General features: G+C 41.0%; 21 protein-coding genes. 13 read left to right on the top strand and 8 right to left on the bottom strand.

What is annotated here, in order from left to right:
- Positions 1-221 precede the first annotated feature (221 nt).
- Entirely contained in the window at positions 222-443 is a 222-nt protein-coding gene (locus tag BLP52_RS07515) for a DUF1059 domain-containing protein (protein ID WP_202905741.1), read from the bottom strand.
- A gap of 124 nt (positions 444-567) precedes the next feature.
- On the opposite strand from BLP52_RS07515, the gene BLP52_RS07510 reads away from it, so the two are divergent.
- Together BLP52_RS07510 and BLP52_RS07505 are read left to right on the top strand one after the other, a co-directional pair.
- Positions 568-1,101 carry a putative ATP-dependent zinc protease gene (locus BLP52_RS07510; RefSeq protein ID WP_091709864.1) on the top strand — a complete coding sequence of 178 codons (534 nt, stop codon included), beginning with the start codon at positions 568-570 and terminating at the stop codon, positions 1,099-1,101.
- 169 nt (positions 1,102-1,270) lie between these two features.
- Positions 1,271-2,428: a tetratricopeptide repeat protein gene (locus BLP52_RS07505; RefSeq protein ID WP_091709863.1), complete on the top strand. Its 1,158-nt coding sequence runs from the start codon at positions 1,271-1,273 to the stop codon at positions 2,426-2,428.
- Positions 2,429-2,546: 118 nt separating this feature from the next.
- On the opposite strand, the gene BLP52_RS07500 is transcribed toward BLP52_RS07505, so the two are convergent.
- Complete coding sequence (locus tag BLP52_RS07500; RefSeq protein WP_091709862.1) at positions 2,547-3,788, bottom strand: SLC13 family permease; 1,242 nt, start codon at positions 3,786-3,788, stop codon at positions 2,547-2,549.
- Between the two features lie 107 nt (positions 3,789-3,895).
- Between BLP52_RS07500 and BLP52_RS07495 the strand changes: the two genes are divergently transcribed.
- From BLP52_RS07495 to BLP52_RS07475, 5 genes are all read left to right on the top strand, one after another.
- Positions 3,896-4,627 (top strand): fumarylacetoacetate hydrolase family protein, encoded by a 732-nt coding sequence (locus BLP52_RS07495; RefSeq protein WP_091709861.1) that lies wholly within the window; start codon positions 3,896-3,898, stop codon positions 4,625-4,627.
- The gene (locus BLP52_RS07490) at positions 4,627-4,926 is read left to right on the top strand and encodes a hypothetical protein (RefSeq protein WP_091709860.1); all 300 of its coding nucleotides are present in this window, start codon (positions 4,627-4,629) and stop codon (positions 4,924-4,926) included. Before BLP52_RS07495 ends, BLP52_RS07490 begins: the two co-directional genes overlap by 1 nt.
- A 177-nt stretch (positions 4,927-5,103) precedes the next feature.
- Positions 5,104-6,813 (top strand): glutamate--tRNA ligase, encoded by a 1,710-nt coding sequence (locus BLP52_RS07485; protein WP_091709859.1) that lies wholly within the window; start codon positions 5,104-5,106, stop codon positions 6,811-6,813.
- An 83-nt stretch (positions 6,814-6,896) separates the two neighbouring features.
- Positions 6,897-7,847 carry a YbgA family protein gene (locus tag BLP52_RS07480; protein WP_091709858.1) on the top strand — a complete coding sequence of 317 codons (951 nt, stop codon included), beginning with the start codon at positions 6,897-6,899 and terminating at the stop codon, positions 7,845-7,847.
- 140 nt (positions 7,848-7,987) lie between these two features.
- Positions 7,988-8,227 carry a hypothetical protein gene (locus tag BLP52_RS07475; RefSeq protein ID WP_238380756.1) on the top strand — a complete coding sequence of 80 codons (240 nt, stop codon included), beginning with the start codon at positions 7,988-7,990 and terminating at the stop codon, positions 8,225-8,227.
- A gap of 91 nt (positions 8,228-8,318) precedes the next feature.
- Here BLP52_RS07475 and BLP52_RS07470 read toward each other — a convergent pair whose 3' ends face one another.
- Positions 8,319-8,909 (bottom strand): 30S ribosomal protein S3ae, encoded by a 591-nt coding sequence (locus BLP52_RS07470; RefSeq protein WP_091709857.1) that lies wholly within the window; start codon positions 8,907-8,909, stop codon positions 8,319-8,321.
- A 327-nt stretch (positions 8,910-9,236) separates the two neighbouring features.
- On the opposite strand from BLP52_RS07470, the gene thiM reads away from it, so the two are divergent.
- The 3 genes from thiM to BLP52_RS07455 all read left to right on the top strand — a co-directional run bounded on the left by thiM (position 9,237) and on the right by BLP52_RS07455 (position 11,774).
- Complete coding sequence (thiM, locus tag BLP52_RS07465; RefSeq protein WP_091709856.1) at positions 9,237-10,022, top strand: hydroxyethylthiazole kinase; 786 nt, start codon at positions 9,237-9,239, stop codon at positions 10,020-10,022.
- 5 nt (positions 10,023-10,027) lie between these two features.
- Positions 10,028-10,687 carry a thiamine phosphate synthase gene (thiE, locus tag BLP52_RS07460; protein ID WP_091709855.1) on the top strand — a complete coding sequence of 220 codons (660 nt, stop codon included), beginning with the start codon at positions 10,028-10,030 and terminating at the stop codon, positions 10,685-10,687.
- A gap of 151 nt (positions 10,688-10,838) precedes the next feature.
- Positions 10,839-11,774, top strand: a complete 936-nt coding sequence (locus BLP52_RS07455) for an NADP-dependent oxidoreductase (RefSeq protein WP_091709854.1) — start codon at positions 10,839-10,841, stop codon at positions 11,772-11,774.
- 64 nt (positions 11,775-11,838) lie between these two features.
- Here BLP52_RS07455 and BLP52_RS07450 read toward each other — a convergent pair whose 3' ends face one another.
- The gene (locus BLP52_RS07450) at positions 11,839-13,347 is read right to left on the bottom strand and encodes a serine--tRNA ligase (protein WP_091709996.1); all 1,509 of its coding nucleotides are present in this window, start codon (positions 13,345-13,347) and stop codon (positions 11,839-11,841) included.
- A 267-nt stretch (positions 13,348-13,614) separates the two neighbouring features.
- Here BLP52_RS07450 and BLP52_RS07445 point away from each other — a divergent pair, with 267 nt between their 5' ends.
- From BLP52_RS07445 to BLP52_RS07435, 3 genes are all read left to right on the top strand, one after another.
- Positions 13,615-14,544, top strand: a complete 930-nt coding sequence (locus BLP52_RS07445; protein ID WP_091709853.1) for a ketopantoate reductase family protein — start codon at positions 13,615-13,617, stop codon at positions 14,542-14,544.
- Positions 14,545-14,600: 56 nt separating this feature from the next.
- On the top strand, positions 14,601-15,176 hold the full coding sequence (locus tag BLP52_RS07440; RefSeq protein WP_091709852.1) for a uracil-DNA glycosylase: 576 nt from the start codon (positions 14,601-14,603) through the stop codon (positions 15,174-15,176).
- A gap of 311 nt (positions 15,177-15,487) precedes the next feature.
- Positions 15,488-16,291: a hypothetical protein gene (locus tag BLP52_RS07435; RefSeq protein ID WP_091709851.1), complete on the top strand. Its 804-nt coding sequence runs from the start codon at positions 15,488-15,490 to the stop codon at positions 16,289-16,291.
- A 141-nt stretch (positions 16,292-16,432) separates the two neighbouring features.
- Here BLP52_RS07435 and BLP52_RS07430 read toward each other — a convergent pair whose 3' ends face one another.
- From BLP52_RS07430 to glmM, 4 genes are read right to left on the bottom strand one after another with little or no spacing between them, the layout of a single operon-like run.
- Complete coding sequence (locus tag BLP52_RS07430) at positions 16,433-16,666, bottom strand: KEOPS complex subunit Pcc1 (RefSeq protein WP_091709850.1); 234 nt, start codon at positions 16,664-16,666, stop codon at positions 16,433-16,435.
- Positions 16,663-18,003 (bottom strand): RecJ family nuclease, encoded by a 1,341-nt coding sequence (locus BLP52_RS07425; RefSeq protein ID WP_091709849.1) that lies wholly within the window; start codon positions 18,001-18,003, stop codon positions 16,663-16,665. Before BLP52_RS07425 ends, BLP52_RS07430 begins: the two co-directional genes overlap by 4 nt.
- Before the next feature lie 31 nt (positions 18,004-18,034).
- Positions 18,035-19,243, bottom strand: coding sequence for a bifunctional sugar-1-phosphate nucleotidylyltransferase/acetyltransferase (glmU, locus tag BLP52_RS07420; RefSeq protein ID WP_091709848.1), 1,209 nt, complete (start codon positions 19,241-19,243; stop codon positions 18,035-18,037).
- Positions 19,240-20,541, bottom strand: a complete 1,302-nt coding sequence (glmM, locus tag BLP52_RS07415; protein ID WP_091709847.1) for a phosphoglucosamine mutase — start codon at positions 20,539-20,541, stop codon at positions 19,240-19,242. The genes glmU and glmM overlap by 4 nt, the downstream gene beginning before the upstream one ends.
- Between the last annotated feature and the right edge of the window lie 6 nt (positions 20,542-20,547).

Genomic DNA, 20,547 nt, shown 5'->3' with positions numbered 1-20,547 from the left:
TATCATACAATGTTTAGATTTAACTACTAGGTCTCATCACATTGTACTGACATAAATAAATGGGACTTCAAAATATATCAAATAAATGGAATGAGAATCCAAAATAGAAACAAAATGTAACACTGATAATAAATCAGTAATCATTAAAAGGAGAAGAGTATCACAGAAGCTATCCGCAAACTCTGTGATCCTACCTGATTTAACAATAACTCTAAAAGTCATTAATGGTGGTGGCCACAGCCGCAACTTCTTCCAAGGAACGTAGAAACCCTGTGTTTAAGATGGTGAACCTGATGTTCGGTCATACTGTCAAGAATATCCTTGTGTTCAGTGTCAATATGTTCAAACATATTCTGCTCAACTTCATCAAGGTTATTTCCTATAGCCATATAGTTACAGCCATCGATTCCTATATCACTGCATTTTACCATTCTTATTTTCATAAAGTCTGCTCCGGATAGTTTGGAATGTGATTAATGCAGGTGGTAGGATATAAACTTAGTTTTCAAACTAATTTTTCCAAATTGGTAACATATTTATCATCAATGATCAATCATATTTTGAAACATGAAGATTAACGAACTAAAAGCCATCCTCAAGTTCAGTTCAAGGGAAGAAGCGATATTCGGAAGATTCGACATTCCCAGAGATGCATTCTATCCCATGATCCTTTCACTCAAAGTTGGAGGTGCATGGAGCTATTCGACAGATGACCTGAAAAGCATCTCTGTGATGAAAGTTTTCACAGACTATGATAAGGAAAGCAAAACGGGTCATACAATTGAAGAGGTCTGGTTGTTGCTGAATCCTAAGTGGGTATCAAAGGAAGGTATTGTTCACAGGCTGGAAAAATGTGGTGGGAAAGACGAGCGTTCTCTTGTCACAAGGCCGTATTCAGTTACGCTAAAAGCTGAAAGAATAATTGTTGCTTCGATTAGCACAGCAAAAAAGAAGATATTCGTAAAAGAATCAACAGATAAAAAGGTATCATTCTCCGGTCCTTCCGCATTCTATGCTGCACATGAGATGGAACATCTGGAACATATAGAAATAGAAGGACTTCCCATGTGGGCTTTTGAATATGAGGAAGTGAAGGATTGATCATCGCAATTTGACGCCTCTATTAAATGCATATCTTTTTATATACGTCATACATGCATTAAAAATGCAAATACAGTTATTAAATAGATAAACAATTTAATGACTGGGTTCAAGGTACTGATTATTTGAATAATTCCGGAAAACTTTCCGGTTTGAAAAAGGTGTTTACATGGGAATGTTAGATGACGTAAAATCAAAGAAGAAGCAGAAAGCTGCTGAGAACTGGATAAAAATGGGTGATTCGGCCAAAACGCTTGAAAAACAGGTTGAATATTATACAAAATCACTGGATATCGATCCTTATAGTGCTGAAGCATGGTTCAAGAAAGGCAAAGCTCTTGAAAAAATGGGACACTTCGAGGAAGCCAAAAAGAGCTTTGATCTTGCCATAGAAGTGGATCCGGATTATCAGGGTCTGATAGGTGCTACAGCTGGATCATCAGCAAGTGTAAACTCTGCTCCTTTAGTGGAGAAAGATGTCTATGAGGCTGAAACTCCTCCTACACCTATAATCGAAGAAGAGATTATGGAAGAAGAGCTTCTTTCAGAACCTGAGATTGTCACCCCCTCTGAACCTTCTGATGAAGGTGTTTCATCATACAGGCCACCGGTTGGCGATGAATCAATATTCAGCAATGTGATTTCAGATGATGATTCAGATAATGTTTCCCCTTCTTATGTAAATGAAGATTATGTTGAAGAGCAGGAAGAGCTCATTGAAGATATCGATACAGAACCAGAAGTTAACTCCTATTTAGAAACGGAGTCTGTATCTGAACCTGCATCAGAGTCAGAAACTTCTACAGAACAGGATTCAGGCTATGAATCCCAGGGAGAGCCGGAAGAGAATGTTTTCGGAAGAAGTTCTGTTTCATCATCAGAATCCACAGAACATGATGTGATCTCTGGTTCATCATCAGTTGTTGAAAGAGATGAACCATCTGTGTTCTCATCTCATGAACCTATGGAAGAAAAGGAAGACACATTCTCATCTCCATCAGCACCTGCACCCCAGGAACCTGTTTCTTCATATAAAGATGATGAAAATATTATCAGAAGGACCGAACCTGAAACAATAAGGTCTGCACCTGTAAGCACACCGGCAAATACACCAGTGGCTGCTTCAGTACCTCCGATGTCCGAAGCACCAAAAAGACAGGCAGTGGGGTACAACTCATCTTCTAGCAGTATAGCGGGCTCAAAACCAGTTGCAATCTCAGGAGCTGATCTTGTGGATATAAGAATACCATTGAATGAAACTCTCAAGTTCTGGGCAGTAGGTGTTGTGGCAATGCTTATTGTGCTGATTCTCTCTAAGATAATTTAAAATGTAAGCTCATAGTTAAAAAAAATCAACATAAAACAGATATCCATTTGCAGGATATCTTTATTTTTTTTTGCAGTTAGATTCTATAGTTGCTATAGGCTTATTACTTTCATCGCTCTTATCCTATGAACAGCCAGTAAACAAATGTCTGCACTATGGTCAGAGGTATTCCAATTCTGGCAAATTCAATGAATCCAAGTGAGATATTACTTCTGCGTTCGGCGTTCTGTATGATAATAACGTTACTCGCAGCGCCCAATATGGAAAGATTTCCAGATATGGTACTTCCTGCTGCAAGCGCTACAAATTCTCCTGTGCTAACATTGGCATGCAAAAGTATGGGAACATAAAGAGCCACCAGTGGAACGTTAGATATTAACTGGCTGAGCGTCACACTTATTGTAAGGATCATTGGCACTGTGCTGATGTCAATTTCGGATGAAGAAATGATATTCTGGAAGAATCCGCTGTCCCATACACTTTCCATGAGAATGAACATGGATACAAAGAATATCAATGTATGCCAATCCATTTTTTTCAGTACTTCTTTTCTCCTTTCACTGAATATAAGAACCGGAATTGAGGCTATCAGGGCTATGTATGTGAGTTTCAGATTGAAATTTCCTGCAAATCCGGTTATTGCTATTAGTATCTTTACGAATACAAGAAAAAGGACAAGTGCCAGTGAAATTCTGGAAAGTCCTGCAAGTTTTTGATCACTTATAACCTGTTTTGAATGACTCAAAACAGTTGAAGTGAAATTCTTCCTGTATGCAATCCTCAGGAATAAGTATGCAATTAGCAGGTTTATAGTAGTTGGAAGAAACAAATGTTCCATAAAAACAATAAATGGATTCTGCATACCACTTTCAATTGCTATCAGAAGATTCTGGGGGTTGCCTATAGGACTTATTACACTTCCAGTTGTCACAGCAAATGCGAGCGTCATCAGAAGCAATTTTGGATTGATATGATGGTCCTTTGCAAGCAGAAGAACCACTGGGGTTCCGATTATAGCAAGTGTGTCATTCATAAGAAAAGCGGAGGCAAATCCCATTCCAAAAAGGATGTATAGTACTACCAGATCGACGGAACCTGCAGTTTTAAAAAAGCGGTACGAAAGATGGGAAAGATAGCCACTCATTTCAAGAGCCTGCCCGATTGTGAACATCCCGAAAAGAAATAGTATAACTTCGATATTGACAGCTTTAATGGCGGAAGCTATTGATATCTGATCTGTGAGAATAACTCCGACCGCACCAAGGGTCATTATCTGCCAGATACCAAGTCTTACATTCCCTACCTGTCTCACGGCTGTAAGAAAGAACACAATGGCTAGAATTGCTAATGCTATTATCACTACAGCTTCAAATCTGTTGGTTTGCTTAAATATTTAACTTGGGACTATGATGTCGGATATTTTCAATACTTATCCTTATCTACAATGAAAACAAAACAGTTCCACTAATGTTCGGACGATTCAGGTATAATGATAATGTATTTTACGGAGAGGTTGATGGAAATAAAGTTACTTCCATGGAAGGCTCTTTCATGGAGTGCGAACTCTCCGAACTGGAAATACTTCCACCTTCAAATCCGTCAAAGATAGTATGTGTGGGTTTGAACTATCACGACCATGCCACTGAACTTGGTATGTCTGTTCCTGAAGAACCAATATTGTTTATAAAACCACCATCAGCTGTTATTGGAAATCATGGAAAGATTATGTATCCTAAAATAAGCAAGCAGGTAGATTATGAAGCAGAGCTTGCTGTTGTTATTGGGAAAAGGTGCAGGAATATAACTTATGACCGGGCTTATGATGTAATTGCAGGATTCACCTGTTTTAATGATGTGACAGCTCGCGACCTGCAGCAGAAGGATGGACAATGGACAAGGGCTAAAAGTTTTGATACTTTTGCACCGGTGGGTCCTTTTGTAGTGCCTGTTGGGGATTTTGATCCCGAGAACGCTTCCATTGTAAGTCGCGTAAATGGTGAAATTAAGCAGGATTCCAACACCAGCAATCTGATATTTGATATTCCTTATCTTCTGGAGTTCATTTCCAGCGTTATGACACTGGAGGTTGGTGATATTATTGCAACAGGAACTCCTCCGGGAGTAGGTGAACTTTGCCCCGGCGATGTTGTTGAAGTGGAGATTGAAGGAATAGGAACTTTGGTCAACGAGGTTGCATAATGCTATTCGATCAGGTTAATAAAGAGCTGGAACTTTCCCAGCGTCATTTAGAGGTTTTAAAAGTAGTTGTTGAAAGAGGTCCTATTGGTATACTCAAACTCGCAGAGGAAACCGGTATGCCAACACATAAAGTACGCTATTCTCTACGTGTGCTTGAACAGGAACAACTTATCAAACCTTCTTCACACGGTGCGGTTGCAGGAGACGCAGTAAAAGAATTCCTGTCTGATTTTGAAAAGAACATCAAAGAACTTATCGACAGGGCTGAGGAAGTAAAGGAAATAGGTACTTCTTTCTGAAAGAATTCCTGTTTCATTTATGATCGACCATATCTTTTAAGTTCAGTTCTAATAATTCACTCTACTATATTGATGATTGCCAAACAACAGAAATCCCACAGCGGAATTCATGTTATTCTGGTATTTGACCAGTATTTGATATTTAATGCTCATATTTGATTTTCCCGGAGATCTATAATGACTTTAACTGACGACGATAAAAAAACCATAGAGAAATATGCATTGCAGAATGCTGTAAAATACGGCCAGGCACCACAGATTGGTGCTGTTATGGGTCGTGTGATGGGTGAATGTGCTCACCTGCGTCCAATGGCAAAGGAAGTCGGACCTGTAATTCAAGAGATCCTTGCAGAAGTTGCCAGGAAAACTCCCGAAGAGTGGCAGGCACGTCTTGAAGCTATTGCACCTGAACTCATTGAGGAGCTCAATACAAAGAAGGAACCTGATAAGGGTCTTAAGGCACTTGATGTTGAAGAGGGTCAGCAAGTCGTTATGCGTTTTGCACCGAATCCAAATGGACCACCAACCCTTGGAAGTACCCGTGGTATCGTTGTCAACTCTGAATATGTGAAGAAATATGGCGGCAAATTCATCATACGCTTCGATGATACTGATCCTCAGACAAAGCGTCCGATGCTTGAAGCATACGACTGGTATGTGGATGACTGTAAATGGCTTGGTGCTGACCCTGATGAGATCGTCATTGCATCGGACAGGATCCCGATGTATTATGACTATGCCAGAAAGCTCATCGAAATGGGAAAGGCATACGTCTGTTTCTGTGACGGTGCGGATTTCAAGAAATTCAAGGATGCCAAGGAGGCATGTCCTCACAGGGATGTAAGTCCGGAAGAGAACCTCATGCATTGGGACAAGATGCTTGCCGGAGAGTACGAGGAGAAATCTGCTGTCCTGCGTATTAAGACCGATATTACTCACAAAGACCCTGCTCTTCGTGATTTTGGAGCATTCAGGATCGTCAAGGTTCCTCACCCACGTCCGGAAGTTGATGATAAGTACTGTGTCTGGCCTCTTCTTGACTTTGAAGGTGCTATTGAAGACCATGAACTTGGGATGACTCACATCATCAGAGGTAAAGATCTGATGGACAGTGAGAAACGCCAGACCTATATTTACAATTATCTTGGATGGAAATATCCGAAAACAACTCACTGGGGTCGTGTGAAGATGCACGAGTTCGGTAAGTTCAGTACCAGTGCATTGCGTAAGGCCATCGAGGATGGCGAGTATTCAGGCTGGGACGACCCACGTCTTCCAACACTTCGTGCAATGCGCAGGAGAGGTATTCTCCCTGAAGCCATACGCAAGTTCTTCATTGAGATGGGTGTAGGAGAAACTGATATCAGTATCAGTATGGACACTCTCTATGCCGAGAACCGCAAACTTATCGACCCGGTTGCAAACAGGTATTTCTTTGTATGGGATCCTGTTGAGATCGAGATCACAGATGCAGAACCATGCACAGTAAATCCATCACTGCATCCAACAGAAGACAGGGGATGCCGTGAGATTGATGTTGCTGATAAGGTGTACATTTGCAGTGAGGATGCTGAAAAACTCCAGGTCGGCTCAAAGCTCAGGCTCAAGGATCTTTTCAATTTAGAGGTCATTTCTATGGAGCCTCTGCAGGCAAAGCATATCGGTGATTCTATCGAGTCAGTGAAAAAGGAAAAGATGAGAATTATCCACTGGGCACCAATGGACGGAGTTCCTGTAAGAGTATTGTCACCTGATGGTGAGTTTACAGGTATCGGTGAAAAGCAGGTTACAACTGAGCTTGATAAGATAGTACAGTTCGAAAGATTCGGGTTCTGCCGTATCGATTCTGTAGATGGCGACGTCGTGGCTTATTATACACATAAGTGAAAAGAAAAGGGGACTTCAAACCCCTATTCTTTTTTATTATTTTACCCAAAAAGTCTTTTTTCCAGTTTACTGTTTTACTTAATATGGAATCTCATCCCAAATGCAGTTTTTCACGCCCAATAATTGTGATCAGCAGATGTCTTGGCTTTGATCACTGTCGCTATGATGGACAGATCGTCCAACTTCCTTTAGCAGAAGCCATGAAACCATTTGCTGAACTCATTGATGTATGTCCTGAATATGATATTGGTCTTGGGATTCCAAGGGAACCTATAATCATAGTTGAGGACATTGAAGATGGCAGCAGGAAACTGATACAAACGGCAACAGGACTTGACCTGACCGACAAGATGGAGTCGTTTTCCCGGTTTTACCTCGATAGACTGGATGATTTTGATGGTTTCATACTCAAATCCAAATCTCCATCATGCGGAGCTGGTACGACCAAAGTATTTCCTGATGCAGAGGCAGAAGAATATACTTATCACGAAGGGAATGGGTTCTTTGCGGAAACTGTACTTAAAAAATATCCTGAAATCCCTATAATAGATGAAGAAAAGTTCAAAGACCCGATAAAGAGGGATCATTTTCTGACACAGGTTTTTGTACTTGCATCTTTCAGGGATGCATCCATGTCATGCAAACTTAATTCACTGGTGCAGTTCCATACTGTAAACAAGCTTCTTTTCATGGCCTATAATAAGCAGGCAATGACAACTATGGGAAACATAGTTGCTAACCGGGAGAATTTGCCGGTTGAAAAAGTGTATGAGGATTACACTGGATATTTAATGCAGATTATATCAGAAGCTCCGCAAAGTGGTCATGTTATCAATGCTTTCATGCATGCGTTTGGTTATTTTTCAAGACATCTCAGTGCCGCTGAAAAATTCAAATTCATGCAGCAATTACAGAAGTTGAGAACAGATAGCTCTGTGATATTTGAATTGAGGCGATGGTTCATGTCAATGACAGAAAAATATAATGTGGAGTATCTTTCAAAACAGACACTCTTCTGTCCATATCCGCCATAACTGGAACAATCTGTTTGATTTTGACGACTTTATGAGTTTTACGAATATCAACGCTTCAGTATCAGATAGTTTATATCATTTGAATTTCCATATTATATTACCGGTACACGTCACGTGGGGAATCTAAAGGAGATGCTATCGTGGAAGACAACAATGATATCGAACTAATGGATGTCCAAGAATCTGATGAAGACGAAGACTTGATAGAAGTTTGTCCTGTATGTGGCAGTCCAGAACTCTATTATGAGGCAGGTGGCACTGAAGGTCTTTACCACTGCAAGTATTGTGGTTATATAGGTGCCTTTGTCATCGATGCGAACCTGGAGATGATGAAACTAATACGTGACGAGTACGAAAGTAAAGCACATATATCCGAATGATCTAAAGCTTCGCTTCCTGAAATGAATCAATTAAAAAAAAGATGTAATCAGGTGGCACAGACCACCCATTTGTTTTAAATCCAATTCAAATTTAAGCTTTTGCAGGGACAGATTTGACTTCTGTCTTTCTGATCTCTACCCTTCTGAGTGGGTAGATGGACTTTGCGTTCCTGTAGATGTTTGCGGAAAGCTTACCCATAATAGCTTCTTCGATGAACTGTTCGAAGTTAAGTTCTGCTGCACGTTCCTTGACGATCTTAACCATTACTTCCCTGATGCCTTTGATCTGGCTTGATCTTGCTCTCTTTACAGTGAAGCATATTGGTTTTACTCTGATGACGTATCCGTCCTTTGTTGTTACGTCAAGGTTTGCGTCTATCCTTGAGGTCTGACGCTTTACAATTGAGCGAAGGTAATCTGTTGTGATCTCATGACCAAGGAATCTTGTGTTTGCGATGTCACCGTTGACATCATTGATCTCGAGTCTGAGTTTTGTGTTATGCTTTGTGAAATCGTTAGCAATTTCGCCGACTGTGGTCTCAACGACACGACCGATGAGCTGTTCAGGCTCTTCTGCAGGTGTAACACCAATGTTTGTCCTGCTGATGAATTCCGGTGTTTCTACGTTGTACCATGTCTTTGACTTCCATTTGTCTAACTTTCTCTGCACTTTCCTTGCCAAGTAATAATTCCTCCAGATGAGTGTGATTTAATGATATAATTTAATGAATATTTGTAATCTGTAATTGTTCAACGAGCTGTCATAAGTAATTATGAGATGATGTATGCACTGATAAATTGGCTCTCTATACTATGCATATCCATATATAAACAAATCGGTTAGGTCTGACCCGAAAAAACCTGTATTAAGTTTTTATTCAGCCAATGATGGTTACAAAAAGTATTTTATGAATAAATACTTCTCTATGCAATCATAGTTGAACAACTGATAAACATAGGTATGTTAATCTCATAAGTATCAATATCAAAAACTAAAAGGGGCACTTCAATGAAAAATCCGCTTGAATCTATAAGGGAATCTAAACCGCTGGTACATCACATCACAAACTGGGTAACCATCTATGATTGTGCAAACATCACAAGAGCATTCGGTGCTCTTCCAATAATGGCTCATGCTCCTGAAGAATGTGCTGATATGACCGGCATTTCCACAGTTTTTGTCCTTAATATCGGAACTCTTACTACAGAACTCATCGATGCAATGATACTTTCTGCAAAGGCTGCAAATGAGAATAACATGCCTGTAGTCCTCGATGCAGTAGGAGTCGGTGCAACAAAGTTCCGTGATGAAATGGCTGCAAAAATACTTGATTCTGTTCGTGTAGATATAATCAAAGGCAACTACTCTGAGATTGCAAAACTTGCAGGTGAGAATGCAATTACAAGAGGAGTTGAGGCTACATCCATTGAAGCTGACCCTAAGAAGCTTGCAAAGGAATTTGCAAAAGCCAGATCATGTGTAGTTGTAATGACAGGTGTTGAGGATATTATCAGTGACGGAGAAAAGACATTCGTTGTTAAGAACGGACACGAACTCATGGGTTCAATTGTCGGAACAGGCTGCATGGCTGCATCAATAATCGGTTCTTTTGCCGGAGTAAACTCGGATTTCTGTGAAGCTGCAAAGGACGCACTCTGCTATTTCGGAATTGCAGGACAACTTGCAGCCCAAAAGTCTGCAGGTCCTGGAACCTTTAAGATGTATCTCTATGATGAGGTCTACAATCTTTCCGACCAAAAAGCACAGTCCATGATGAACTTTGAAGAGTGTTGAAACCGATGACTGACAAAAGAGCACTGCTGGATAAAATTGATTTCTACCTTGTGACAGATTCCGGTCTGTCCAGAAAAGGTACACTATCTGATGTAGAAAAAGCTGTTGCTGCAGGATGCAGAATAATACAGTATCGTGAGAAGTCTATCAGTACAAAGGACATGATAGTTGAAGCATCACAGATTAAGACACTGTGTGGCAGAGAGTCAATTTTCCTTGTAAATGATCGTGTTGATGTTGCGTTAGCTGTGGATGCTGATGGAGTGCACATCGGGCAGGATGACATGCCAATAGACGCTGCAAGAGACCTTCTTGGGCCAGACAAAATAATCGGTCTTACAGTTCACACTGTAGAAGAAGCCCTTGAAGCTGAGAAAATGGGTGCTGATTATGTAGGTCTCAGTCCGATCTTCAATACTTCCACTAAAAAGGATGCCGGAAGCGGCATTGGTCCGGAAAGCATCAGAGCTGTGAAAGATGCTATCAAAATTCCTATTATTGCCATAGGTGGCATCAATAAGCAGAACAGTGAAAGTGTGATTCTAGGTGGCGCTGACAGTCTGGTTGCTATTTCCGCTGTTGTATGCAGCGATGATGTGGAACAGGAAACCCGGGAATTTGTTGCTCTTATAAGGAAAGTAAAGAAGGATGCTTTTGGTAAATAAACAAGTATCTGTGAATTTTATTTTTGAACATTTTATTTTCTTTATCGTCGTTTTTACAAAAGAATATTAATGTTTAATTTCTTATTTTATTCGCTATCATAAATTTATGTTGGCAGACTTAATTAAAGGTTAAATAGTGGAGGGAGTGACTATGAAAGCCGCCCAGATAAGTGAATATGGAAAAGATGTAGTAAGAATAAACAAGAATGTAGAGATTCCAGACCTTTTGCCCGGAAAAGTCATTGTTAAAGTACATGCAGCCGGTGTTAATCCAATTGACTGGAAAATAACAGAAGGATATATGAGTCAGGCAATTTCTGATAATTTCCCATTGACGGTTGGCGATGATTTTGCCGGTACTGTTGAATATGTGGGGGAGGGTGTCACACAATATGACATCGATGACAAAGTCTATGGTTCTGCCGGGATCAGAATGGGAGGTTCAGGAGCTATTGCTGAATACTTGTCAACAGAACCTAAGTTGATCGCAAAAATGCCTGAAAAAGCAAGTGATGAGGAAGCTGCGGCTTTACCTCTTACCGGAGTAAGTGCAGTTGACGTAATCTATAACAAGATTAAGCTGAAAAAAGGTCAGCAGATTCTCATTCATGGTGGTTCTGGTGGAATTGGGTCAATGGCAATCCAGATTGCAAAACATATGGGAGCATATGTGGCTACAACTGCCAGAAAGGATAAAGCGCAGTATCTTGAAAAGCTCGGTGCCGATGAGATAATCGATTACAAAGACGAGGTATTTGAAGAAATACTAAAGGATTATGATGCAGTTTTCGATACGGTAGGCGGAGATACGTATAAAAGATCGTTCAAGGTACTGAAAAAAGGTGGCGTGATCGTATCCATGCTAGGGCAGCCGGACACTGAACTGATGAACAAATATCAGGTTAATGCCATAGGGCAGTTCACACAGACCAACAGCGATAGCCTGAAGAAACTCGCAGAGCTCTTTGACGCCGGAGCTATAAAAGTGAATATTGACCGTTTTTTCCCACTGGATGAAGCGGCAGAAGCGCTAAAATACCAGCGAGACAACAGTGTGAAAGGAAAAGTTGTGATAGAAATAAATTAAAGGAACCCTGCTCCTTTAATTTTAACTATTTTTTTCCAGATTAATTATTTTTTAAAAAACGTATTCAGAGGAACTTAATTCCCCTTGGAATCTCTCCTGCTCTTTTCCTGAATTCCTCAGGCCAGTTCTCAGGGTCAATTCCTTTCTGTGCAAAGAAAGCTGAAGCCCATCTTTCAAGCCCAACACCGGAACATCCTGACCAGAGTTCCTCACCGGACTGACATTTGACATTAAATCCTGATGGATACTTGTTTCCGTTTACACTGACGTTCTGGAATTCCAGCCACTCAGCATCTTCGCCGCGGTAAGGCAGTACAGCTTCATAATCTGTTGTTCCTGCTTCGGTCTGCTCGGAAACTCCTGTAAGTCCTTCCTGTGCCATAAACCAAGGTGTTACCCATGCCTTTCTCCATTCAAGGTCAAGGAGCTCGTTGAAGATGTACATGTACTTCTCATGGAGTTCATTTGCAGTCTTGATAACCTGTTCTTTTGTACCTACCCAGAGAATCTCAATTCTATGGAACTCATCCACACGTTCCATTCCGTGGATTCCACCACTTTCATACCTGTGTGAAGTTCCTGACCTGTCGAACACTTTTATCGGGAACTCGTCAGTTGGAACGGTCTCACCCTGCAGGTATGTCCAGAATGGAGGACACTGTGCGTAGCACATTCCACCGATAGGATCACCAATCTTATCTTTGATAAGAGAAGTTGGAACCTCAAGGGTTACCTTGTAATGATCAATAACTTCCTCCCAGAACTCAGGGTCCCTTGTCTTTGGGGGACATACGTAGTAAATCTCAGGATAGACACCTTTTGCGTGTCCGGATTTCTGCCAGACTTCCCATGGCACAAGTTTTGGGAAGATCATTTCCCTGTAACCAAGAGGTTCAAGAAGTTCTTCAAGAACAATCCTCTCAAAAGTCCTGAACATTCTGGTAGACTGTGGACCATGTATCCACTGTCCCCTGCTGGCACCTCTCTTAAGCCAGCCAGCATCCATCATTGCCTTGGTAGGGTCTTCGTTGAACTTGTGGTCTTTCTTCTCGCTCTGCCAGAGGATATTCCAGTGCTCAGTCTTTCCACCGTAGGACTGCTGCTCTATCTTATCCTCCATAAGGGAAAGTATCCTGTCAGGAACACGGTTTGACATTGCAGACTCGTCAACATCAAGAACTAATCTGATAATTCCGTCGTTGTATGTCATTTCTGCAACATAAGGTATCTTCATTGGAGGAAGTTCTTTCTCAGAAGGCACCTCGATTGTGTAGGACTCGACCTCGATTCCACGAATACCAATCTTAAACTCCTTTCCAAGCTTTCCTGCAAGAGGTTTTCTCATACGAAGCAGCGCATCATGGACACGCACGTACCTGCCGGATTCAATAACGAGCTTTATCCTGTCACCATCTACTTTCCATCCTGTGACCTTTGCACCCTGTCCTTCCGGTGCACCCTTGGTAAGAATACTGTGATTAGCTTCATGGATATACTTGTCAACAACATCTGTAGCCGGTGTTGCATCGGCACTTGTCTTAAGTGAACACTCCAATCTGAATTTGAAGTCAATTGTAATTCCTGCACCTTCCGGTTTATCTACCGGACAGCATTCATCTCTTTTCTTTGCTTCCATAGATTTCCATTCCTCTGTATGATTGTAATAGGGAAAATCAAGCAGTTATAACTGCTTTTCATGAACGTTATTGTTATTTCGAGCCCTCAGGCTACTTTATGCAAGATGTATCTTTTGCTAATTAAGAGCTTCTCTTAATTGGTTATGCTCCAAGAGTTATTCTTTTAACGGAAAAAAGCGTCTAAGGCAAAAAAGAGGTGCTCTATGAAAGTCCTGATATTAGGTGCAGGAGCAGTGGGTCTGACCCTTGCTGCAAAATTATCTTCTGTTTGTGATGTACACGCAGTCTGTCGCCAGAGGCATGCTGAGAAAATAAATACAGATGGTTTTAAGATGACAGGCATCTGGGGTGAAGCCACCTGTAAATTCAGTTGTTCTGAAAATGCTCCAGAGGATGATTATGATTATATATTCATTACTTCCAAGTCCACAGCAACCGAATCTATCTGCGAACAATTTGCCGATATAATCAAAGGCAGGGAGGTTATCAGCATGCAGAACGGTCTTGGCAATGAGGAGATCATTGCCAGATATACCGACAAGGTAATCGGAGGAACCATAATTACCGGTTTTGAATGGGCAGGCGACGCAAAGATTCATGTATCCGTTGAAACCGGACCAATGAACCTCGGAAGATTCCCTTCAGGACTTGATGAAAGCGTACTCAAACTTGTTGATCTGGTTAAAAGTACGGGTATTCAGGTAAACGGAACAGAGAACATCATGAGTTCAGTCTGGTCTAAGGTCCTGTACAATTCAGCCCTCAATCCACTTGGTGCGGTCATGGGAGTTCCATACGGAAAACTTGAGAACTCACACGCATGGAGTATTATAGAGAACATTGTTCATGAGGCTTTCAAGGTCACTGAAGCAGAAGGTGTTGTACTTCCATGGAAGACCGCAGAAGAATATCTTGCTTTCCTGCATGACTTCCAGCTACCCAATACTGCAGAACATCACTCATCCATGTACCAGGATATCACTTCTGGTAGAAAGACTGAGATTGATTTCCTCAACGGTGCAATAGTATCAAGGGCAAAGAAACTTGGAATTGATGCACCATACAACACATTCATTTCAGAACAGATTCGCTTCATGGAAGCATTGCAGGCACAAAAACTGAAACAGGAATAAGGATTGCAAACTAAAGTTGGAATTAATGTTGAAACTAGGATTGGAACAGTGATCATATGGCAGTCAGGTCAGTAAGTGAACTTGTGGAAAAGGGTTTTGAAGCTGTTGAAAAAGAAATACTTGAATGTACAGACTGTCAGCTTCATGAGACTGTAACCAATAAAGTAATCAGCAAAGGCTCCATAACTCCGAGAGTTGTTTTTGTTGGCGAAGCTCCAGGAAAGAACGAAGATGAAACCGGTGTCCCTTTCTGTGGCAGGGCGGGCAAGAATCTCGATGGCATGATCGAGTACATGGGACTTTCAGGCGAGGACTATGCAGTTATAAACACGATCAAATGCCGTCCTCCGAAAAACCGCAATCCTCTCAAAAGCGAGATAAAAGCCTGCAAGCCATTTCTTGAAGCACAGATTCAATTGCTAAATCCAAAAGTGATCATACTTCTCGGAAACACTGCAGAGAAGGCATTCTGCAATGGTGAAAAACTTGAATGGGGAGTTCCAAGAGCGGTAGATGGGAAATATACTCTTCTGAAAATATACCATCCGGCAGCACTTATTTACCAGCGCTCAAGGATTGAGGAACAGAATACGCTGATTGATAATAACAGGCATCTCTGGGAACTGGAATAAAAAGACAAAAAAGGGGTTCGGTAGAGTTCCAAAGGGAAAAGTCAAGCACCTACACAATCAAAAGTTAAAATAAATCATAATGATTGAATATAAATTCTAATTTTGATGGGGCTTGCTCGTAAAGTCTACTTTTGACTATAATGATATATGAATGGTACATAAAAAGATGCAAGAACCTCTATAAGAGTACATGATTGAAATTAAGTAGTAAAAAAAGGCGAGTAACTGATACAATAAATTCAATAAATCCTCCATTTTTATGCAAATGCAATATATACTTATAAATCTTATATTATATGAGAGGCAGATGCATGAAATTTAAAGGAAATTACAAAATCATATTCATCAGCATTACCATAGTTTCTATTTTCCTTATCACAGCAGTTTATGCTATCAATGATTCCCACAAAACTGTAGTAATAGACACCCAGTCTGAATATGGTAGGGAACTGACAGCCATAGCAGAGAAAGCCATTGAAGAGGAAGGTATTGATACTAACTATATTCATCTTAGAACTATTTATTATGAGTATGAAGATAGTATTATGGTAAAATTTGAGGGTGCAAAGAGGTATTCCAACGGTGTGGTCTACTCCCATGCTAACCTTGGTGAAGATGAAACAATTACATTTTTTGCAGCCAACCTTGACAGATACGGGGTATATACATACTATGTACAACCAGAAAATGGAAGAATATACGATAAAAATGTTGTAACTATGTCCGAAACATATGGACAGGGAAAAGATTACAAGTATAACATACAGGATAACTCTATAGAACTAATTGACCCTGTAACAAACAAGGTCATGTTTGTGCTGTCGGACTACGAAATTAATAAGGATGAAGATAAGGCAGACACAATTGCAGATGAAATCAACACTAAATATGACAATGCACAGCAACCGCTTCCAATTAACAAAGATAAACCGTATATCATTATGGATTTAACTATGAATGATGAAGATGGTTGGTTATTAATAGATGTTAATTTCTACAAAGAGCAACTTAACTTTTTGCATATAGAGGAAGGAATCAAAAGTCCATATACAACAACAATATCAAATACTGTGAAATATTATGATGAAAATGGAGATGTAATTCCAGTTGAGTAATTTGACCATAAAATTAGGTACTTTATGGGCAATGCCATTTTGATGAAAGCACTAAATAATATGTTTACATAGGATTATTGAAATTTCAAGCCACGGAAGTTTTTATGATGCTTTCTACAGGGCCAAAAAAGATAGAGTTACTCATTTTTCAAGGTCTTCTGCTATTTCTTCTGCAAGTTTTGCATTCATAAGCAGATCATCCACCGTGGCAATGAGTGAAGTTATCTTTTCAGTGGAAATGTGAATACTTACACTTTCATCACTGACTTCTGTATGCATATTAGTCAGGTTATCAGGAGCCAGTGAATTTGCAATTCTTTTTGCAACCTGTATGGCACCTTCATCCTTGAATTCAATAGTTGTAGTTATCTTCATTCAGCCTTCTCCTGTTTAGGGAGTTGTTCTGCAACTATCTCATCAACCTTAGCAATGAACTGCTCGGCAGTTCCGGGTGGAATTGATGCACCTGATGCAACATTGTGTCCGCCGCCTTCGCCACCAACTAATTTTGCAGCTTCGCGGAGTGCAAATGAAAGGTCAAGTCCTTTTCCAACAAGTGCACGGGTTCCTCTTGCGGAAACCTTCACAAGATCATCAACCTGGTTTACTGCAACAAAAGGCATATCAGGATTTACATACCTGACAAATGTACTGGCAATCATGCCTGTAGACTCCATGTCGGTACCTATCAGGTAACCGATACTTTTTCCTTCTTTGACCATATCCATGCCTTTTTTGATATTCTCAACAATGGATATCTGATGAGAAATTGCCATGTCCCTTGCTTCTTCCAGATGTGTTTTGTCTTTAAGGCATATGGAAAGTCCCATTCCATATTTTTCAGCCTTGCCACAGGTATTGAGAATTGCAACAAGGTCATAGACATTGGAAACTATCTCGTTGTTAAGTATGTAAATATCACCGATTGCAGCATCCACAGCCTCAGGACTTGCATTTTTTGCAAGTTTGAGTGCAACGGCTGAAGTGAGGGCTTTTGTCTGGTCCGGGTTCAGGTCTTCGATTTTTCCTTCAATTCCAAGGAAATCAAGGAACTGGGCTATCTTTTCACTGTCACCGGTTATGTCAAGATAAGGTTCAGGCGTATATTCAAGCACCTTTGCAATATCTCCGTCACCGATTTTCAGCCCTTTTTTAATTGAGACAACTTCAGCATTCACAGCCTCTTCAAGAATATGGCCGTTAAGTGTACTGAAAATCTGTTTGTCACCCACAGCACCTGCAATAGCAAGTCCCGCCAGGTCAATATTTGCAGGTTCCATTTCCATTGATACAAAAAAAGTGACTCCTGAGCCGGATATGTGCATTGCACCGTCAATTCCCACGATATGCGGGTTTACCAGTACTTTTGCAGGAGATTCACCAACTGGGACGTGGTGATCAAGTACAACTATTTCCTGCTTGATTTCGGAGATTATATCTGACTGGCCGCTTCCCATATCACAGAAAATCACAAGATCATCGTCTGCTGTGGTTTCTTTCACCATATCCACAACGGATTTATCAAGACGTGGCACAATGGATGTATGATAACGGATGTCTTGTCTTAATAGGGCCTGGCAGATAATACCGGCTGATGTCAGCCCATCGGCATCGTTATGGGAAATCACACGTACGTGCTCATACTTCTCAATTATGTCTGCCGCTTCTCGTGCCAGTTCCTTGAGTTTTTGCATCTCGATATTTAAATTCATCCGAATCTCCAAATAAAGATGGCGACGAGCCTTAATTAGTCTTTCTTCTGTACATCAAAACTTCACCCGGCATAGTTGAACTTCCGGCTTCCATTACAGTACCGATATTGATACTGGAATTGATGCCTGTGTGAACATCATCACCCATGATAACACCGAGCTTTCTCCTTCCGGTATCTACAACCTCGCCTTTGATAACTGATTTTACATTCTTGTTATCATGCCTGAGATTTGCAACCTTTGTGCCGGCACCGAAGTTACAGTTTGTTCCTATGACACTGTCACCGACATAACTGAGGTGACCAACATTTGTGCCATCCATAATTACAGTGTTTTTAATCTCAACTGCATTTCCAATGCGAACATCATTACCAATTGCAGTTGAAGCCCTGATAAAGCAATTAGGGCCGATATCACAGTCATCGCCTATAATGGCAGGGCCCATAATGTATGCCCCGTTTCTGATAATGGTGTTCTTTCCAACTTTCACATTACCATGAAGTGTTGCATAGGGTTCGATTATCCCTTCACAGGTATTATCGATATTTTCAAGCAGTACCTTGTTAGCATCCAGAATATCCCATGGCCTGCCAATATCGATCCACTCGGTTTCCAGAAGCTCGTAACCAACATTGAGACCATCATCGATCATCATCTGCAGGGAATCAGTAATTTCATATTCTCCCCTTGATGATTTACCGGTTTTTGCAATGTAATCGAAGATAACCTCATGGAATAGGTATATCCCCGCATTTGCAAGGTTAGTAGGCGGTTTTTCAGGTTTTTCAATGATGCGTGTTACTTTCTGTCCATCGGATTCAATTACTCCGAAATGGGAAGGATTTTCCACTTTCTTGACGCTGATAATAGCATCTTCTGTTCTTGATACAAGATGAGCGATATGTTCTGTACTGACAAGCATATCCCCGTTAAGCACTATGAAATGACCTTTCACAAAACCTTTTGCGCAACCAATGGCATTTGCAGTTCCAAGCTGCTCTTCTTGGCGCACGTATTCAACACTGATTCCAAGGTGACTTCCATCTTTGAAATAATCCTTAATAGCATCTTCACGGTAACCTGTAACGATCAGGAATTCTTTCACACCTGCCTTTATTGCCGCATTGATAGTATGCTCCATCATTGGCTTGTTAGCTATTGGAAGCATCACTTTTGGTTTTGAAGCAGTAAGAGGCCTCATGCGTGTGCCTTCACCGGCAGCAAGAATAACTACTTTCATTTGAGGCACTCCTTTACTATATTCTTAACCTTAGCATGCAGCTTATCAACATCCTGTCTGGCTTCTGCTGTGATTCTTATCTTTGCCTCAGTTCCCGAAGGTCTCACAAGCACCCAGCCGCCTTCCATATCAACCCTTATTCCATCGATGCTGGAAACTTCACCCATCTTTTCAAGTTTTGAACTTATAGCCTGCATTACAGCAGCTTTTTTATCATTGTCACATGCAACTGTGCTTCTGAGTGTCGGATACTTAGGAAGCTCCTCCCGCAGTTCTGAGAGTTTCTTCTCTTTCACAATATCAACAAGCAGGGCTGCTGCATAAATTCCATCCGGGCAGTAGGAAATTCTTGGGAATATCCAGCTTCCAGAAGGCTCTCCTCCAAAATCAGCATTCCGTTTCTTCATTTCCTCGGCAACATAAACGTCTCCGACCCTCGTGTGAACAACAGTAGAACCGGGCATGGAGTCATCAACTATCATTGATGTGTCAACCGGAACTACAATTTTAGGATTGCCTTTACATTCAAAGCGTGCAAAAATAGCAAGCATTTCATCTCCAGAAAGGAAAAGTCCGTTCTCATCAACAGCCATCATCCTGTCGGCGTCACCATCATGAGCTATTCCAAGAGCTGCATCGAATTCTTTTACGGCTTTTTTCAGCATCCAGAGATTCTCGTCTTTGGGTTCAGGATTGCGTGCAGGGAAATGCCCGTCAAGCTGTGAATTAAGTGTGATAACCTCACATCCCATCTCGCGTAAAAGGAAAGGTGTAATTGTGCCTCCCGCCCCGCCTCCACAATCAATTACAACACGGATTGGTGCACCCTTGGAGTGGCTGAGTATCATATCCATATGATCCCTTACTGCATTTCCGTATGTGGTGATCTCGCCTACCTTATTCCAGGGAACATAAACAAAATCTTCCTTCTCGATGATATCCTCGATATCTTCCTGCTGGGCTGAATCAAATGCCATCCCATCAGGATTCCATAGTTTTATTCCAACATCGCTTGCAGGGTTATGTGATGCAGTGATCATTACACCACAATCGTAATTCCTTGCTGCGTATGCAAGTGTTGGAGTTGTTACAAGACCAACTCTTACAACATCACAGCCTGCAGACATCAGACCGGAAATTACTGCAAGCTCTATCATCTCCCCTGCTACCCTTGGGTCCCTGCCAATAACAGCAGTCTTTTTTGATTTTCCAAGAGCCATTCCAACTTTCAGTACCAGGTCTACGGTAACTTCCACATTTGCAAGTCCGCGGATGCCTGAAGATCCAAATAACTTCATTTGTTA

Origin of the sequence: Methanolobus vulcani, from assembly GCF_900100715.1 — an archaeon.
Lineage (GTDB): Archaea > Halobacteriota > Methanosarcinia > Methanosarcinales > Methanosarcinaceae > Methanolobus > Methanolobus vulcani.
Note: the sequence above shows the minus strand (reverse complement) of the source record. Positions and strands in the feature narration are given on the sequence as shown.